This window comes from Nocardia sp. NPDC059180 (assembly GCF_042754945.1).
Taxonomy (GTDB): domain Bacteria; phylum Actinomycetota; class Actinomycetes; order Mycobacteriales; family Mycobacteriaceae; genus Nocardia.
In genome coordinates this window covers 595,249-611,307 of record NZ_JBHZBU010000001.1, presented here as the reverse complement: position 1 = coordinate 611,307, position 16,059 = coordinate 595,249, and the positions used below count along the sequence as shown (strand labels likewise).

The 16,059-nt window shown below is 66.1% G+C and carries 16 protein-coding genes; 7 read left to right on the top strand and 9 right to left on the bottom strand.

Annotated features, from left to right (window positions below; genetic code table 11):
* Positions 1–177: 177 nt before the first annotated feature.
* A complete protein-coding gene (locus tag ACFXNW_RS02845; RefSeq protein ID WP_379415406.1) occupies positions 178–540 on the top strand; it encodes a hypothetical protein in 363 nt (120 codons plus the stop codon).
* A 10-nt stretch (positions 541–550) separates the two neighbouring features.
* Here the strand turns inward: ACFXNW_RS02845 and ACFXNW_RS02840 are convergent, their stop codons facing one another.
* On the bottom strand, positions 551–1,309 hold the full coding sequence (locus ACFXNW_RS02840) for an SDR family oxidoreductase (protein WP_379415404.1): 759 nt from the start codon (positions 1,307–1,309) through the stop codon (positions 551–553).
* A gap of 182 nt (positions 1,310–1,491) precedes the next feature.
* On the opposite strand from ACFXNW_RS02840, the gene ACFXNW_RS02835 reads away from it, so the two are divergent.
* Positions 1,492–1,902 (top strand): SRPBCC family protein, encoded by a 411-nt coding sequence (locus ACFXNW_RS02835; protein ID WP_379415403.1) that lies wholly within the window; start codon positions 1,492–1,494, stop codon positions 1,900–1,902.
* 27 nt (positions 1,903–1,929) lie between these two features.
* Here the strand turns inward: ACFXNW_RS02835 and ACFXNW_RS02830 are convergent, their stop codons facing one another.
* A complete protein-coding gene (locus ACFXNW_RS02830) occupies positions 1,930–3,492 on the bottom strand; it encodes a hypothetical protein (RefSeq protein WP_379415402.1) in 1,563 nt (520 codons plus the stop codon).
* Positions 3,493–3,700: 208 nt separating this feature from the next.
* On the opposite strand from ACFXNW_RS02830, the gene ACFXNW_RS02825 reads away from it, so the two are divergent.
* Positions 3,701–5,317 (top strand): cytochrome bc complex cytochrome b subunit, encoded by a 1,617-nt coding sequence (locus tag ACFXNW_RS02825; protein ID WP_379415400.1) that lies wholly within the window; start codon positions 3,701–3,703, stop codon positions 5,315–5,317.
* A gap of 75 nt (positions 5,318–5,392) precedes the next feature.
* Here the strand turns inward: ACFXNW_RS02825 and ACFXNW_RS02820 are convergent, their stop codons facing one another.
* On the bottom strand, positions 5,393–5,605 hold the full coding sequence (locus tag ACFXNW_RS02820) for a DUF397 domain-containing protein (RefSeq protein ID WP_379415399.1): 213 nt from the start codon (positions 5,603–5,605) through the stop codon (positions 5,393–5,395).
* A gap of 439 nt (positions 5,606–6,044) precedes the next feature.
* On the opposite strand from ACFXNW_RS02820, the gene ACFXNW_RS02815 reads away from it, so the two are divergent.
* From ACFXNW_RS02815 to ACFXNW_RS02805, 3 genes are read left to right on the top strand one after another with little or no spacing between them, the layout of a single operon-like run.
* Entirely contained in the window at positions 6,045–6,587 is a 543-nt protein-coding gene (locus ACFXNW_RS02815) for a DUF309 domain-containing protein (protein WP_379415397.1), read from the top strand.
* Between the two features lie 25 nt (positions 6,588–6,612).
* Positions 6,613–7,536: a tRNA glutamyl-Q(34) synthetase GluQRS gene (gluQRS, locus tag ACFXNW_RS02810; protein ID WP_379415396.1), complete on the top strand. Its 924-nt coding sequence runs from the start codon at positions 6,613–6,615 to the stop codon at positions 7,534–7,536.
* Between the two features lie 39 nt (positions 7,537–7,575).
* A complete protein-coding gene (locus ACFXNW_RS02805) occupies positions 7,576–8,322 on the top strand; it encodes an RDD family protein (protein WP_379415395.1) in 747 nt (248 codons plus the stop codon).
* A gap of 152 nt (positions 8,323–8,474) precedes the next feature.
* Here ACFXNW_RS02805 and ACFXNW_RS02800 read toward each other — a convergent pair whose 3' ends face one another.
* On the bottom strand, positions 8,475–9,065 hold the full coding sequence (locus tag ACFXNW_RS02800) for a DUF4190 domain-containing protein (protein ID WP_379415393.1): 591 nt from the start codon (positions 9,063–9,065) through the stop codon (positions 8,475–8,477).
* A 28-nt stretch (positions 9,066–9,093) separates the two neighbouring features.
* Between ACFXNW_RS02800 and ACFXNW_RS02795 the strand changes: the two genes are divergently transcribed.
* Positions 9,094–9,876, top strand: coding sequence for a queuosine precursor transporter (locus ACFXNW_RS02795; protein WP_379415392.1), 783 nt, complete (start codon positions 9,094–9,096; stop codon positions 9,874–9,876).
* An 8-nt stretch (positions 9,877–9,884) separates the two neighbouring features.
* On the opposite strand, the gene tgt is transcribed toward ACFXNW_RS02795, so the two are convergent.
* From tgt to ACFXNW_RS02770, 5 genes are all read right to left on the bottom strand, one after another.
* Positions 9,885–11,138: a tRNA guanosine(34) transglycosylase Tgt gene (gene tgt / locus ACFXNW_RS02790; protein WP_379415390.1), complete on the bottom strand. Its 1,254-nt coding sequence runs from the start codon at positions 11,136–11,138 to the stop codon at positions 9,885–9,887.
* A gap of 68 nt (positions 11,139–11,206) precedes the next feature.
* The gene (locus ACFXNW_RS02785) at positions 11,207–13,117 is read right to left on the bottom strand and encodes an ABC transporter ATP-binding protein (RefSeq protein WP_379415389.1); all 1,911 of its coding nucleotides are present in this window, start codon (positions 13,115–13,117) and stop codon (positions 11,207–11,209) included.
* Positions 13,114–14,847, bottom strand: a complete 1,734-nt coding sequence (locus ACFXNW_RS02780) for an ABC transporter ATP-binding protein (protein ID WP_379415388.1) — start codon at positions 14,845–14,847, stop codon at positions 13,114–13,116. The genes ACFXNW_RS02785 and ACFXNW_RS02780 overlap by 4 nt, the downstream gene beginning before the upstream one ends.
* A 62-nt stretch (positions 14,848–14,909) precedes the next feature.
* Entirely contained in the window at positions 14,910–15,407 is a 498-nt protein-coding gene (locus ACFXNW_RS02775; RefSeq protein ID WP_379415387.1) for an RrF2 family transcriptional regulator, read from the bottom strand.
* Positions 15,408–15,446: 39 nt separating this feature from the next.
* Complete coding sequence (locus ACFXNW_RS02770) at positions 15,447–16,040, bottom strand: TetR/AcrR family transcriptional regulator (RefSeq protein WP_379415386.1); 594 nt, start codon at positions 16,038–16,040, stop codon at positions 15,447–15,449.
* Between the last annotated feature and the right edge of the window lie 19 nt (positions 16,041–16,059).

The window sequence follows — 16,059 nt, the reverse complement described above, 5'->3', positions numbered from 1 at the left end:
TATCCAGTTTCCATGCCCGACGCGCGGGCCCGCGCGACATCCGGGAGAAGTCCAGTGTGCGACGCCACGATGAATTCGTTTGCTGAAGTGTTGCTGAATTCCGGATCGCGGGATACGGTCATGCCCAACGGGAGACGGACGACTCCCAGGCCGTTCGCATGGGACCGGGAGAATTCGATGGGCAACACGACCAATAGCTGCCACCTTGCTCGCGGCAGCCGCAGCGGCGGCATGATCGCGGCCGACACGCCGGTCGACGACTTGCTGGCGACCAAGGAATTCACCGTCGACGGCACCGCGGTCCGAGTGATGATCGGCCGCCCGGAGCCATACGCCACCGGGCGCGGCTGGCGCTGCCGCATCCGCGTCGAGCGCGGTACCTCGCGATTGGAACAGTCCCAGGTCGTGGCGCCCGACGAGTCATCAGTGGTGCGACTGGCGCTGGAACTGGTCACCTCACGGCTCGGGGTCAGCGAAAACCAGTTCTTCGAAGGCGCCACCGTCGGCCCCGGCGCCACCGAGGCCAGGATCGGCCGCTGATCGACCCGGATCACCTGGTGCGCTCGGCGAGGAAATCGGCCCAGGTCCGCTTGCCCTCGTCGCAGCCGGCAACGAGGTTGTCGCCCGCGCGGTACGCGCGGCCCATCGCGCCGGGCATCCGAAGCGGAAGCAGCAGACGGCGTTTCCCGGTCGCGCGCAGGTATTGGCGGGTGACCTCGGCTAGCTCGAGCACCTCGGGGCCGACGAGATCACGCACCAGCCCCGACGGTTCGCCGAGGGTGAGTTCGACCAGCCGTTGCGCGACCTCGGCCGACTCCACCGACTGGAATCGCATCCCGCCCGGCGCCGGGATCACCGGTGACTTCGCCATGGTGCTGACGATGGTGAACACCAGATCGTGGAATTGGGCCGCGCGCAACGTCGTCCACGGCACGCCCGACTCGACCACGGCCTTCTCGGCGGCCGTCTTCTGCTTGTAGTACCGCACCGGCAGCGAATCCGGCGCGGTGACCGAGATGTAGACGACATGGCCGACGCCGGCGCGCGCCGCCGCCGCCATCAACGTGCGGGTGGTCGCGGCGTCGTTCTTGGCATCGCCTGCCAGGTGCAGGATCGTGTCGACGCCGGTGACGGCGGCATCGATGCCCTCGTTCTTCAGCAGGTCACCGGTGACGAATTCGATCCCGTCGCGAGTGTGCCCACCGTGACGGCTCAGCACCCGAAACGGGACGCCCGCGTGGCTCAGCAGCGGAGTCACATGGCGTCCGAGGGTGCCGGTACCGCCGGTGACCAAGATGTTCGAAGGCATCGCCGTTCTCCGTTCGCATCGCGCCACCGGGCGATCGCCCCGGTGATCAGCAGTTTTTCGGTCTACGTCTCAGACGAGCGATGGGCTACGAATGTGACGGCCTTGCCCGATGGTGACCACTGTCTCACCGAGGGTGCGAAAATTTCGGTAGGAAGTTCGCGCTCGTGCGAGGAAGTGTCGAGATGATCGAGGTAAGCGACAGCATCCAGATCGATCGACCGGTCGACGTGGTTTTCGACTACGTCGCCGATCAAACCAACGCACCCCACTGGCAGGACGGTTTGACCGAAGTCCGCCGGACCACCGACGGCCCGGTCGGTGTCGGAACCGCGCACTCGGTGGTCCGCACTTTCCTCGGCCGCAGGCTGGAACTGACCAACGAATACGTCCGGTTCGAGCCGGGACGAGAGATCGCATTCACCGTCGCGACCGGACCCAGCCGCATGGAGGTCACCTACCGCACCGAACCCGAGGCAGGCGGCACCCGCCTCAGCTGCGAGATGCGGATGGAACAGAAGGGGCTGTTCAACTCGCGGACCCGTTGGTGGCGCGGAGCCTGCGCCGCGACTTCGCCTCGAACTTCGCCACTCTGAAGGCGCTGCTGGAGGGGCCGGGTTCGGTCAGCTGAGCGCGCGACCCACGTCATCGAGGGCACATCGCACCATGTCGGCGTAATCGTCGAGACCTGGCACGTTGCCGGGGTCGGCGTGGATCGAGATCGTGATGGTGTCGCCGAGGCCGTGAATGCCGTGGGTGAGGTGCATGACGGCGCCGAGGGCGGGGAAGCCCGCGGTGAACAGGACGGGGGCCGAGCCGAAGGTGAGGTCGGCGGGTCCGCGGTGGACGCTGGAGACGACGGTATGGCCTGCGATCGAATCCGGGACCGTGTCGATCGGATAGCGGTCGACGTCGCGGCGCAGGATCGGGGCGGGCAGGGCGGCGGTGACACGGTCCTGCATCGACAGCAGCGGATGCGCAGCGCGGGTGCGACGCGCGGCGAGATCAGCGGCGATCCGCTCGGCACGGCGCCGCGGGTCCGGCTCCCCGGCGAACAGGTCGATGCCGAGGCTGCGGTAGTTGTTGCGCGCCGCGGACGGTGCGGTGAGCGCCATCGGCACCTGCGCCCCCAGCCGATCCGCCGACTCATCTCGCTCGAGCAGATACCGCTCCACCGCGATCGACACCGCTGTCAGCGCCACCACCGTCACGCTGAAACCGGGTACCCGCAACTGCCGCGCCGGGCACACGATCATCCGCACCCGATGCCCGCCGACCTCTCCCGGCCCGTTCAACACGCCGGGAGAAAAACCACCACCAGCCTCCGGCAACTCCCCCACCGCGGTCAGTTCCGCCAGCTCGCGCTGCGCCCGGTAGGCCCGCAGACCGCCCATCATCGTGCGCACCATTCGCACCGGAATCCCGGTGACCGCCATCCCGAGCCGGACCTTGTCAGCACCTGACCGCACCAGATCGGTCGCCACGGACGCGGGGCGCTGCAGCGCGGGTCGTTCTATTGATTCGATCGCGCCGACTTGTGTTCCGATGCGATCGCCCGAAGCCAAAGGACCCCCGTCGCGCACCGCGCTCGATGCGAAGAGGGCGCGCGCAATCCCTGCGGCACGTTTACCGTCGGCCAGAGCGTGCGACATCTGCAACACCGCGACGGTCACCTGCTTCCGATCGGCGGATTCATCATTCCCGCTACTGTCATGTGTCCTGATCGCAGGCGAGGCGGAATCCCCACGTGACCCGCTGTCGCGATGCGCCCCGGCGGCGAATCCAGCGGGCCCGGTCTCGTCCGGCACCCCGCTCGGCAGTGGCGCTCCGGTGACCGCGCGAAAGACATGTATCCGCCACGGATGTACAGCGGCGTCGACCCCCGTCGCGAGCAATGCGCCGAGCGCTTCCTCCAGATGCATCCAATCAGCTTGTGGGAGCCGATGTTCGACGAACTGTTCCGGGTCGAACCCGCATGGCACCCATACCGGGTAGGCGAGGTCGCGGTGGGCCGGGCGCAGCCGCACGCGGAGGTCGGGGATGTGGGCGCTGCGCCGTTCGACGGCAGCGCGCAGCACCTCGGTGCTCAGGTCGGATTCGGCGAAGCAGTACACCAGGAACAGGTCGTTCGGAGTGCGGCGGGACAGCCAGTACATCGTCGCGTCCTGCGGCTGGACCGTGGTCATGTTCGCACCTCGCCGGCGCTCGGCTCCAGCACGAGCACGCTCGCTGCTGCGTCGACTGTCCGCTCACTGCGCTCGCTCACCGGGCCGACGATAACGACCCGACGGCGAGTCGGCGGAGCTGGGCAGAAAACCATCGACTGGACACCACGGGCAGTGCTACCGTCTGTAGTAGAACCCCATTCACTCTATCCAGGGTCGGGTGTCGACTATGGCTGCACTAGCTCGGACTATTAGTTCGCAAGCCAACGCGGTGGACGATCGGTATCGCGCCGCGGCATTCATGAAGCGCTCGATCAACAAGGTCTTCCCGACCCACTGGTCGTTCCTGCTCGGTGAGATCGCGCTCTACTGCTTCATCATCCTGTTGCTCTCGGGCGTGTATCTGACCCTGTTCTTCGACCCGTCCATGGCGCACGTGATCTATGACGGCGCCTATCAGCCGCTGCGCGGTGTCGGCATGTCGCGGGCCTATGAGACGGCGCTGAACATCTCCTTCGAGGTGCGGGGTGGCCTGTTCGTGCGCCAAGTGCATCACTGGGCGGCGCTGCTGTTCGCGGCCTCGATCATCGTGCACCTGCTGCGCATCTTCTTCACCGGCGCGTTCCGCAAGCCGCGTGAGGCGAACTGGGTGATCGGTTCGCTGCTGCTGATCCTGGCGATGTTCGAAGGCTTCTTCGGTTACTCGCTGCCCGACGACCTGCTCTCGGGAACCGGGCTACGGGCCGCGTTCTCCGGCATCACCCTCGGACTACCGGTGATCGGCACCTGGATGCACTGGTTGATATTCGGCGGCGACTTCCCCGGCGACATCATCATCCCGCGCTTGTACGTCGCGCACGTGCTGCTGTTCCCCGGCATCATGCTTGCGCTGATCGCGGCACACGTGGCCATCGTCTGGTACCAGAAGCACACGCAGTATCCAGGGCCGGGACGCAGCGAGAAGAACGTGGTCGGCGCCCGCATCGTGCCGGTGTTCGCGGCGGATCAGGGCGCGTTCTTCGCGTTCACCCTCGGCGTGGTCGGCGTGATGGGCGGGCTGCTCCAGATCAACCCGATCTGGAATCTCGGGCCCTACAACCCGTCGCAGGTCTCGGCCGGTTCACAGCCCGACTTCTACATGATGTGGACCGACGGCCTGGCCAGGCTCATGCCGCCGTGGGAGCTGTACCTGGGCCGCTACACCGTTCCCGCGGTGACGTGGGTGGCGCTGACCATGGGCCTGGTGTTCGCCCTGCTGATCGCCTACCCGTGGATCGAGAAACGGCTGACCGGCGACAGAGCCGCGCACAACCTGCTGCAACGTCCCCGCGACGTTCCGGTGCGTACGGCGATCGGCGCCATGTCGATCACCTTCTATGTGGTCCTGACCCTGGCCTGCGTCAACGACATCATTGCCTACAAATTCAACATCTCGCTGAACGCGACCACCTGGGCCGGCCGCATCGGCCTGCTGCTCGCCCCGCCGATCGCCTACTTCCTGGCCTATCGGTTCTGCCTGGGCTTGCAGCGCAGCGACCGGGCAGTGCTCGAGCACGGCATCGAGACCGGTGTGATCAAGCGGCTGCCGCATGGTGAGTACATCGAGGTGCACCAGCCGTTGGGTCCGGTCGACGAGCACGGACATCCGATCCCGCTCGAGTACCAGGGCGCGACGGTGCCGAAGAAGATGAACAAGCTCGGCCTGGCGGGCAAACCCGGCACCGGCAGTTTGCTGCGGGCCGATCCGCGGGCGGAATCCGATCGCAATCTGGCGATCGAGGAGGAGGAAGAACACCGGCAGCTCGCGGTGCTGCGCATGCAGCAGGACAGCGAGGCCGAACACTGATCCGGCACTGCGAAGGCCCCGAGTCCGAATCGACCCGGGGCCCGTGATGCTGTGTGTTCCGGCTGCGGCCCGACGCTACTGTCGGCGTCCGAACTGATCGCTGGACAGGCCGGTTAGGAATGCGTCCCACTCGCCGGGGGCGAAGGCCAGCACCGGTCCGTTCCCGCTGTCCTTGGTGTCCCGGACCGCCACGTTGCCGTCGACGAGATGCGCGACTTCCACGCAGTTCCCGTCCGGGCCACTGTGCCGGCTCTTCCGCCACACAGCGCCCGACAAATCAACCTCCACGGCACCGACTCCTTTGCTGCGTCACGATATTTTGTTCTGACTTCTGACTTGCTCCGATCAACCGGCATCCGACACCGAACGACGAACGCCGTGGTGCGCCTGGTGATAGCGCGCAACTTCCCCTGAACCCCTGCCTGCACTCGCATTTCCGAGAACGCACGGGTTGCGCGGCGAAAACACCCACGTGGGCGGGCACCGCGGACTGAACCCTAGCAGGTTCATCCATAGTTTGCCGGGCTCTTGCCCACTACCACAACACTTTTGCCAAGCTTGCGAAGTTTTGTCGTTGCGGAAACATTGCCAGTGGAGGGCATTCTTTCTGAGACGGTTTCGGTGGTTGCAGTATTCATCGGATGTGATCGGGCTGTGATCGGTCATAAACGCGCAGGCCGATACACCGCGTGAGCGCAACGCCGGGCGGGCGTGGATCATGGAGTACATGGTCGAACGCGATCGCGACACCACAGGTCGCGCCCTCAACGCCCGCCCGCGAGACCGGTTCGGGCGGCCGCTGCCGCCGGGTAGCGAGGGTGTGCCGCGAATTCCGGATGACTTGAATCTGCCACCCCAGCAAACTCTCTCCTTCGCTCAGCAACTGCTGGACGACGGCCTCGCATTCAACGCACATGAGGTTTTGGAGGCAGCCTGGAAGAACGGGCCGTTCGCCGAACGGATGCTGTGGCAGGGGTTGGCGCAGTATGCCGTGGGGCTCACCCACATTCAGCGCGGGAACACGAAGGGTGCACATACCCTACTGACGCGAGCAATAAACCGGCTTTCGTCATTTGATGGGGCTTTCGATAGTGATTCTGATTACACCGAAACCGGTGACGAAACCGCCGCTCCCATTCCCTACGGCATCGACGCGCCGGGCTTGATCGCACATGCGCAGACTCTGCTCGCAGATCTGGACGCAGGCATACCGATCACCGAGGACCGGCTCAAGCCTCGCCTGTGCGGCGCCACCTCACAGCGCCCGTGACCTGGCCGTATCTACCATGACCAGCATGCCGACCGACCTCGCTCCCGCCGGCCGATACGCACCGAGCCCGTCCGGTGACCTGCACCTGGGCAACCTGCGAACGGCACTGCTGGCCTGGCTTTTCGCGCGCGGCTCCGGCCGCAGGTTCGTGCTGCGCGTCGACGACCTGGACCGGGTGCGGGCCGGCGCCGAAGCGCGGCAGCTGGCCGACCTCGCCGCGATCGGCTTGGACTGGGACCTGCCGGTGGTCCGCCAATCCGACCGCCTCGCGCACTACGCCGCGGCCATCGATCGGCTCACCGCCGCAGGCCTGACCTACGAATGCTTCTGCACCAGAAGAGAAATCCAGCAGGCCGCGACAGCGCCGCATGGGCCGATGGGCGCCTATCCGGGTACCTGCCGCAATCTGACCGACACCGACCGCGCACGTAAACGCGATAAGGGCAGGCCGGCCGCACTGCGACTTCGCGCATCGGTGACCGAATTCGAGATCACCGATCAACTGCACGGACGCTACCGCGGCCCCGTCGACGATGTGGTGCTGCGTCGCGGCGACGGCATTCCCGCCTACAACCTCGCGGTGGTGGTCGATGACGCCGAACAGGGCATCGACCAAGTGGTGCGCGGCGACGACCTACTGCCGTCAACGCCGCGGCAGGCGTATCTGGCCACGCTGCTCGGACTGGCGGTGCCGCACTACGCGCATGTCCCTTTGGTACTCAACACATCCGGGCAGCGGCTGGCCAAACGCGACGGCGCGGTCACCCTCGCCGACCGGCGCGCGCTCGGAGATACCACCGAACAGGTGGTCGCCGCGCTGGCCCGCTCACTCGGTTACAGCGGACACACCGCGGCCGATCTACTGAGCGAATTCGACCCCGCCGACCTGCCCTCCGAGCCCTGGACGCTCGATCCGGACGGGTTGTTGCAACATGATCGTTGTCCGTAACGTACCCAGCGACCGATCTTTCGACGGACGAGGATTCATATGACAAGCGGTGGGTACGACCCCAACCAGTATCCGCAGGGCGGGCAGCCGTACGGGCAACCGCAGTACGGTCAGCAGCCCCAGTACGGGGAGCAGCCGAAATACGACCAGCAGCCGCAGCAGCAGTATGGGCAGCAGCCGCAACAGCAATACGGGCAGCCCCAGCAGCAGTACGGTCAGCCACAGGACCCCTACGGTCAGCAGGCTCAGTACGGGCAGCAGCCGCAGTACGGCCAGCAGCCGCAGCAGGACCCCTACGCGCAGCAGCAGTACGGGCAGGCTCCGCAGGGCCAGTACGGGTATCAGCCTGGATTCGGTGGGCAGCCGGGTGAGCTGTGGCCGCGGTTCGGCGCACGCCTCATCGACTCGCTCATCGCCGGAATCATCCCCGCTGTCATCCTCAACTTCGCCTTCGCGGACAGCCTGATGGCCATGCTGTTCCTCGGCTACCCGATCATCTACATCGTCATACTCGCCTACATGGTGCTGATGGAGATGAACGGCGGCATGTCCCTGGGTAAGAAACTGCTCGGCATGCGCGTCGTCGCCCCTGGTGGCGCGCCGAAGATCAGCCCTGAGGTCTCGCTGAAGCGCAACGCGTATCTGGCGATCGCCATCGTGCCGTGCCTCGGCCCGCTCATCGCGTTCGGTCTGATGATCTACATGGCCATCACCATCGAGCAGGACCCGAACAAGCAGGGTTGGCACGACAAGTTCGCCGGCGGCACTCAGGTCGTCAAGGGCTGAGCGACGGCGATGCCGTTATCGACGGCGTAACCGATATGACTAGGGGCGCACCGAATCCGGTGCGCCCCTTCGTTGTCTATGGTCGGGCTCGACAGTGCGCGTCCGCATGACTCGAACCCTCGGCCTTCAACGGCCGACATCAGCGACGATCGCTATGGACCCGACACGATGCCGATGATATTGAGGATCCAGACCAGCACACCGAGCCCGATGCTCACCGCACCGACCCAGATCGCCGCTTGGGCGAACCCACGACCTTCCTGGCCGGTTTGATCGATTTGCTTCGTCGCGACGACGCCCAAGATCAACCCGACGGCCGACACGACGAACAACCCGCAGCAGAGCACGCCGATGCATGAGGTGATCAGGGCGCCGATCGCCATACCGTTGGTGCCCTGCGGGGGCATCCCGTACCCCGGATAACCCGCCTGATACGGATACCCGTACCCCTGCTGGGGATAAGCCTGCTGCGCGTACGGGTCAGCCGCGGGCTGCTGGTAGCCAGGGTACTGCGGCGGCGCCGCCGGATATTGCGGCTGCGATCCCGCCGGATACTGCGGCTGCGCGGGCGCGCCCGGCTGCGACGGATACTGCGGTGCCGCCGGGTATTGCTGCCCCGACGGATACCCGGGCTGCTCGGGGGTGGGCTGCTGCGGGACCGAACCGGCACCACCTGATTCCGACGACACACCTTGGCCGCCGTACTGCTTCCACCATTCGTCGGAATCGCCCGGATTGGTCATGGATACACCATATGGCAAACCTGGTTGGATGAGGCGGGTGAGTGATTCGACCAAACCCGCAGAGCACGGGGAGTCTGGGCGCCCCGCGTCGGACCATGCGGCATTCGCCCAGGTCGCGCGGGGCTACTACACCCCCATCGTGGCGCTGTTCACGGCCACGCTGATCGTTTCCAATGTCTGCGCGACCAAGGGCGTGCAGTTCTTCACCGACCATGCGGTGACGGTCGGGCCGCTGGAGATGCTGCCCATCACCACCGACGGCGCGTTCTTCCTCTTCCCGCTGGCCTACATCCTCGGCGACGTGCTGAGCGAGGTCTACGGCTTCCGCGCCACCCGTCGCGCCATCTACTACGGATTCGGTGCGCTGCTGCTGATGGTGGCGTGTTTCGCCATCGCGATCCAGCTGCCGCCCGCGGTCTTCTACGAGAACCAGGAAGCCTTCCGCACCATCCTCGGCACCACACCGCAGCTGGTGGCGGCCGGGCTCGCCGGATACTTCGTTGGCCAGCTGCTGAACTCGGCGACGCTGGTACTGATCAAGGAACGGACCCGGGAAAAGCATCTGTGGGCTCGGCTGATCGGCTCCACCGTGGTCGGCGAGCTCGCCGACACCCTCATCTTCTGCTCGATCGCGGCGACGGCCATCGGCATCGACAGCTGGGCGCAGTTCGCCAACTACGTGATCATCGGCTTCCTGTGGAAGACCTTGGTCGAGATCCTGGTCATGCCGATCACCTATAAGGTGATCGCACTGCTGAAGAAGCACGAACCGAGCTACGCGCCAAAGGACTTCGACCCGCTGCACGCCTGAGCGGAGTGTCAGGGCGCTGAGATCCGTCCCTTCCACCGTCCGAGCGTCTCCGCCTGGAACTCCTCGAAGTACCCGCCGTCGATGCTTTCGCGGATCCGGTCCACCAGACGGATGGTGTAGCGCTCGTTGTGGATCGTGCACAGCGTCGCCGCCAGCATCTCCTTGGCCTTGAACAGATGGTGCAGGTAGGCGCGGGTGTAGTGGGCGCAGGTGTAGCAGTCGCAGTTCTCGTCGATCGGAGTGAAGTCGCGGCGGAACCGGCTGGTGTTGATATTGAAACGGCCTGCGTCGACATAGATGGCGGCGTTGCGGGCCACCCGTGACGGGTTGACGCAGTCGAAGGTGTCGGCACCGTTCGCGACCGCGGCGAACACGTCCTCCGGCTCGCTGATGCCGAGCATGTGGCGCGGCTTGTGTTCGGGCAGCTCGGCGCTGCACCAGCCGACGATGGTGCCGAGATTGTGTTTCTCCAGCGCGCCGCCGATGCCGTAGCCGTCGAACTCGGTGCCGTCCTGACCGCGGATGGCCTCCAGTTCGCGGCAGGCCTTGCGGCGCAGGTCCTCGTATTGCGCGCCCTGGATCACCGCGAACAGCGCCTGGTACGGGCGGTGGGCGCGCGCGTGGGTGAGACGCTCGTGCTCATCGATGCAGCGCTGCGCCCACTCATGCGTGCGTTGCAGCGATTTCTCCTGGTAGCCACGGGTATTGAGGAGAGTGGTCAGCTCGTCGAAGGCGAACATGATGTCGGCGCCGAGCTGATGCTGGATACCCATCGACACCTCGGGAGTGAAGCGATGACTCGAACCGTCGAGGTGGGAGCGGAAGGTGACGCCGTCGTCGTCGACAGTGGCCAGGCGCTCCTTGCCCTTGGCGATGACGTCGTCGCTGCGGACGTCGACGGCCTCCATGGCCAGCACCTTCTTGAACCCGACGCCGAGCGACATCACCTGGAAGCCGCCACTGTCGGTGAAGGTCGGCCCCGGCCAGTTCATGAACCGGCCCAGTCCACCGGCCTCGTCGACGATGTCGGAGCCGGGTTGCAGATACAGGTGGTAGGCATTGGCGAGCAACGCCTGCGCGCCGATCTCGCTCATCGTCTCCGGCAGCACCGCCTTGACCGAGGCCTTGGTGCCCACCGGGATGAACGCGGGCGTGGCGATATCGCCGTGCGGTGTGCTGATCACCCCGGTCCGCCCGTACTGCCCGTCGAGGCGGGTACCGACGGTGAAGGAGAAAGCATCGCGGTCAGACACGCCGCCCATCTTCGCAGCAACCGCGGGGCGTCCTCACAGGCGGGACCGTGGCGACGTGCGATCGCACATCGCGCCGGCTACGCCTCCGCTGCCGCCGCCGCGAACTGCGCGCTGTAGAGCCGGTAGTAGGCGCCGCGATTCTCCAGCAGCCGTTCATGACTGCCGAGCTCGACGATCTGCCCCTTCTCCATCACCACGATCACGTCGGCGTCGCGGATGGTGGACAGCCGGTGCGCGATGACGAAGCTGGTGCGGTCTCGGCGCAGCGCGGACGTCGCATGCTGCACCAGCAATTCGGTGCGGGTGTCGACGGAGCTGGTGGCCTCGTCCAGGATCAGGATCGACGGCTTGGCCAGGAAGGCTCGCGCGATGGTGATGAGCTGCTTCTCACCGGCGCTGACCCCGGTGCCCTCCTCGTCGATGACGGTGTCGTAGCCGTCGGGCAACGCGTGCACGAACCGGTCCACGTAGGCCGCCCGGGCGGCCGCGAGGATATCGGTCTCGCTGGCGTTCGGATTGCCGTAGGCGATGTTCTCCCGGATGGTGCCCTTGAACAGCCAGGTGTCCTGCAACACCATGCCGATGCGCGAACGCAGGTGGTCGCGGGTGATGTCGGTGATGTCGACGCCGTCGATGGTGATGGTGCCCGCGTCGAGTTCGTAGAACCGCATGAGCAGGTTCACCAGCGTGGTTTTGCCCGCACCGGTCGGGCCGACGATCGCGACGACATGGCCGGGCTCGGCGACCAGCGACAGCCGCTCGATGATCGGCTTGTCCGGCTCGTACCGGAACGACACCGCCTCGAACTCGACCCGGCCGCGATCCACGGGACGCGCGTCCTCCATCACCGGATCCGGGCTCTGCTCTTCGGCGTCGAGGATCTCGAAGATCCGCTCCGCCGAGGCCACCCCGGACTGCAGCAGGTTGGCCATCGCGCCGATCTGGGTCAGTGGCTGGCTGAACTGCCTGGAGTACTGGATGAACGCCTGCACCTCACCGAGCGAGAGCTGGCCGGTGGCCACCCGCAGGCCGCCGACCAGCGCGACCAGCACATAGTTCACGTTCCCGAGGAACATGATCGCCGGCATGATCAGGCCGGAGATGAACTGCGCCTTGAAACTGGACTGGTACAGCTGGTCGTTGCGCTTGTCGAATTCCTTGCCGACCTCACGGCTGCGGCCGAACGCGGTGACGATCTCGTGGCCGGTGTAGGCCTCCTCGACCTGGGCGTTCACCAGGCCGGTGTACTTCCACTGGTCGACGAAATGCGGTTTGGACCGTTTCGCGATCTGGGTGGTGACCACGATCGCGGCGGGCACCGTCAGCAATGCGATCAACGCAAGCAGCGGCGAGATCCAGAACATCATCACCAGAATGCCGAGCACCGAGAACACCGAGGTCAGCAGCTGGCTCATGGTCTGCTGCAGGGTTTGCGAGACATTGTCGACGTCATTGGTGACCCGGCTGAGCACATCACCGCGCGGGGCGGAGTCGAAGTAGCTCAGCGGCAGCCGGTGGATCTTGTCCTCGACATCGCTGCGCAGCCGCTTCACCGTCCGGTTGATGACGTTGTTGAGCAGGTAACCCTGCAACCAGCTGAATATCGCGGCGCCGATGTACAACAGCAGCACCAGCATCAGCACCCGGCCGACCGCGTCGAAATCGACGCCGACACCTGGCACCACATCCATGCCCGAGAGCATGTCGGCAAGAGTGTTGTCGCCCTGGGCGCGCAGCCCCGCGATCGCCTCGTCCTTGCTGATGCCAGCAGGCAGCTGTTTGCCGACGACGCCGTCGAAGACCAGGTTGGTGGCCTGGCCGAGGATGTAGGGACCGAGGGTGTTGAGCACCACCGACACGATCACCAGGGTCACGATCGCGATGACGCTGCCCCGCTCCGGAGCGAGCCTGCGCAGCAGCCGCTTCAGCGACGGGCCGAAGGATTTCGCCTTGCTGTCCGGTGCACCCGGAACCGCCCCCGGCCTCATCGGGCCTCCTCCACGCTCAGCTGCGATTCGACGATCTCCCGGTATTCCGCGCAGTCGCGCAGCAGCTGCTCATGCGTACCGATGCCCGCCATGGCGCCGTCTTCGAGGACCACGATCTGGTCGGCGTCGCGAATGGTGGCGATGCGCTGGGCCACGATGATCACCGAGGCCTCGCGGGTTTCCGGGCGCAGCGCCTCGCGCAGCCGGGCGTCGGTGGCGACGTCGAGTGCGGAGAACGAATCGTCGAACAGGTAGACGCGAGGCTTGCGCACCAAGGCGCGTGCGATGGCCAGACGTTGCCGTTGGCCGCCGGAGACCGTGGTTCCGCCCTGGGCGACCGGGGTTTCCAGGCCCTCGGGCATCTCCCGGACGAAGTCGTCGGCCTGGGCTATCTCCAGGCAGCGCCACAGTTCCTCGTCGGAGGCCTCGGGGTTGCCGTAGCGCAGATTGCTGGCGATGGTGCCGGAGAACAGGTACGCCTTCTGCGGCACCAGCCCGATCTGCCCGCGCAGCTCCGCGAGATCGAGGTGGCGCACATCGGTGCCGCCGACGTAGACCGCACCGTCGGTGACGTCGATCAGGCGCGGGATCAGGTTGATCAGCGTGGTCTTACCGGAACCGGTGGAGCCGACGATCGCGGTGGTCTGGCCGGGTCCGACCCGGAACCGGATCGCGTGCAGCACCGGTTTCTCCGCACCCGGGTAGCTGAATTCGGCGAACTGGATGTCGACCTCGGCCGGATCGCCGCGGAAGAGCTGTGGTTTCGCCGGCGGATGCACCGATGAGCTGGTCTGCAGCACTTCGCTGATGCGGTCGGCGGAGACGGCGGCGCGCGGGGCCATCATGGCAAGGAACGAGGCCATCATGACCGCCATCAGGATCTGCATGATGTAGGCGAGCAGCGCGGTCAGCGAACCGATCTGCATCTCGCCGGAATCGACCAGGTGCCCACCGAACCAGATGACGGCGACGGCGGTGAGATTGCTGATCAGCATGACCGTCGGGAACATCAGCGCCATCAGTCGGCCGACCCGCAGCGAGGTCTCGGTGAGCTCGGTGTTGGCCACCCCGAACCGCCAGGTCTCCTGCCGTTCCCGCACGAACGCGCGCACCACCCGGATACCGGTGATCTGCTCGCGCAGCACCCGGTTGACCTCGTCGATGCGGGTCTGCATGGCACGGAAGCCTGGCACCATCCTGGCGATGATGAGCGCCATACTCAGACCGAGCGCGGGCACCGCGATCAGCAGCACCCAGGACAGTTTCAGGTCCTCGCGCAGCGCCATGATGATGCCGCCGACGCACATGATCGGGGCCATGACGAGGATCGTCGCAGCCATCACGATCAGCAGCTGCACCTGCTGGACGTCATTGGTGTTGCGGGTGATCAGCGAGGGCGCACCGAAGGTGCCGACCTCGCGGGCGGAGAACGTGCCCACCCGGTGCAGCAGCGCACCGCGCAGATCGCGGCCACCACCCATGGCGGCCTGCGCGGCCAGATACACCGAGGCAGCCGAGGCGACGATCTGCACGCCGGTCACCACGAGCATCCACAATCCGGTGCGCCAGATGAAGCCGATATCGCCCTTGGTAACGCCGTCATCGATGATGTCGGCGTTCAGGCTCGGCAGGTAGAGCATCGCGATGACCGAGATCAGCTGCAACGCGACGACTCCCGCGAGCTGCGCTCGATAAGGAGCCAAATACGTGCGAAGCAGTGAGATCAACATGATGAATGGAGGCTACCGGCAATCCGGCAGGCGTGACGAGGACATTCGCCCTGGACGGCTGGTCAGTTACGCCCGAGTAGCTCTTGGTCGTCGCGCGGCTCGCGCCGAGCCCATGCGCCAGGATCGGCGGTCAGCGCCTCGATGAACCCCGGTAGCCGGTTCTCGGCGATATCCGCGATCGACACGTCCTCGAGCACCGCACGGATATTGACCCGCAGCGCGATCCACACCCGCTGCAAGGGTTCCGCTGTGCCCGTGTAGCGCACATCCTCGGGACGTTCACCGCGCACCGAGGCCAGCGGGCCCTCGATACCGCGGATGACGTCGGCGATGGAGATGGCGGCGGCAGGCCTGGCCAGCCGATAGCCGCCGTCGGGCCCGCGCCTGCTCGTCACCAGACCCGCCCGGCGCAGCTCGGCAAGCACACCCTCGAGCACTTTCGGGGCGATCCGCTGCGCCGATGCGATCGTCTCCGCTTTCACCGCCGCACCGGTCCCGGCCGCGTCGGCGATCTCGAGCAACGTTCGCACCGCGTGATCGACCTTCGCGGTGATGTGCAACTGTCCGGCTCCTGACGTCGGCGACTGACGCGGTCGAATCTACGCGGTCGCGTGGGCGGTCAGCACACATGTGGCGGCGTCGAGCAGCGTCGCTTCCACCAGCGAGTCCGACGCGCCCGGCACGATTTCGGTGGACAGCAGCGCCACGCCGAGGATTTCCAGTGCGGCACTGGCCCGCAGCATGGCCTCGTCGGTCGGGTTCGGGCCTGCGAGCCAACGGCGCAGTTCCCTGGTGCTGTCGGCCACGTCGGGGTAGCGGTCGGCCATCGCGTTGACGATGGCGATGGTGTCGCGCATGCACATCGCACCCGCATCGCGGTGGCGGACCATGCCGCGGACGTAGGTGCGCAGGACCGCCCGGATGCCTTCGGGGTTGTGCGGGACGGCGTCGATGTCCTCGACCACCGAGCGCATGTGGTCGATCACCGGGTCGATGATCGCGAGCAGCAGATCGAGCTTGGAAGCGTAGTGATAGTAGAGGGACGCCTTTGTGATTCCCACCGCATCCGCGACCTCGCGCAGGCTCGTCTGCTCGAAACCCTTGTTCGTGAAGAGTGTGACCGCGGCGTCCCGGATGGCCTGTTTAGTGCCTCCACCTGCGACAACAGTGCCCGATGCGTCACTGATGGTCATGGGATGATCCTCTCATCAC

Bases quoted from the DNA above. Each gene is read 5' to 3' on its own strand.
- ACFXNW_RS02845 (WP_379415406.1), top strand. From the start codon at position 178: ATGGGCAACACGACCAATAGCTGCCACCTTGCTCGCGGCAGCCGCAGC.
- ACFXNW_RS02840 (WP_379415404.1), bottom strand. From the start codon at position 1,309: ATGCCTTCGAACATCTTGGTCACCGGCGGTACCGGCACCCTCGGACGC.
- ACFXNW_RS02835 (WP_379415403.1), top strand. From the start codon at position 1,492: ATGATCGAGGTAAGCGACAGCATCCAGATCGATCGACCGGTCGACGTG.
- ACFXNW_RS02830 (WP_379415402.1), bottom strand. From the start codon at position 3,492: ATGACCACGGTCCAGCCGCAGGACGCGACGATGTACTGGCTGTCCCGC.
- ACFXNW_RS02825 (WP_379415400.1), top strand. From the start codon at position 3,701: ATGGCTGCACTAGCTCGGACTATTAGTTCGCAAGCCAACGCGGTGGAC.
- ACFXNW_RS02815 (WP_379415397.1), top strand. From the start codon at position 6,045: ATGGTCGAACGCGATCGCGACACCACAGGTCGCGCCCTCAACGCCCGC.
- gluQRS (WP_379415396.1), top strand. From the start codon at position 6,613: ATGCCGACCGACCTCGCTCCCGCCGGCCGATACGCACCGAGCCCGTCC.
- ACFXNW_RS02805 (WP_379415395.1), top strand. From the start codon at position 7,576: ATGACAAGCGGTGGGTACGACCCCAACCAGTATCCGCAGGGCGGGCAG.
- ACFXNW_RS02800 (WP_379415393.1), bottom strand. From the start codon at position 9,065: ATGACCAATCCGGGCGATTCCGACGAATGGTGGAAGCAGTACGGCGGC.
- ACFXNW_RS02795 (WP_379415392.1), top strand. From the start codon at position 9,094: ATGAGGCGGGTGAGTGATTCGACCAAACCCGCAGAGCACGGGGAGTCT.
- tgt (WP_379415390.1), bottom strand. From the start codon at position 11,138: ATGGGCGGCGTGTCTGACCGCGATGCTTTCTCCTTCACCGTCGGTACC.
- ACFXNW_RS02785 (WP_379415389.1), bottom strand. From the start codon at position 13,117: ATGAGGCCGGGGGCGGTTCCGGGTGCACCGGACAGCAAGGCGAAATCC.
- ACFXNW_RS02780 (WP_379415388.1), bottom strand. From the start codon at position 14,847: ATGTTGATCTCACTGCTTCGCACGTATTTGGCTCCTTATCGAGCGCAG.
- ACFXNW_RS02770 (WP_379415386.1), bottom strand. From the start codon at position 16,040: ATGACCATCAGTGACGCATCGGGCACTGTTGTCGCAGGTGGAGGCACT.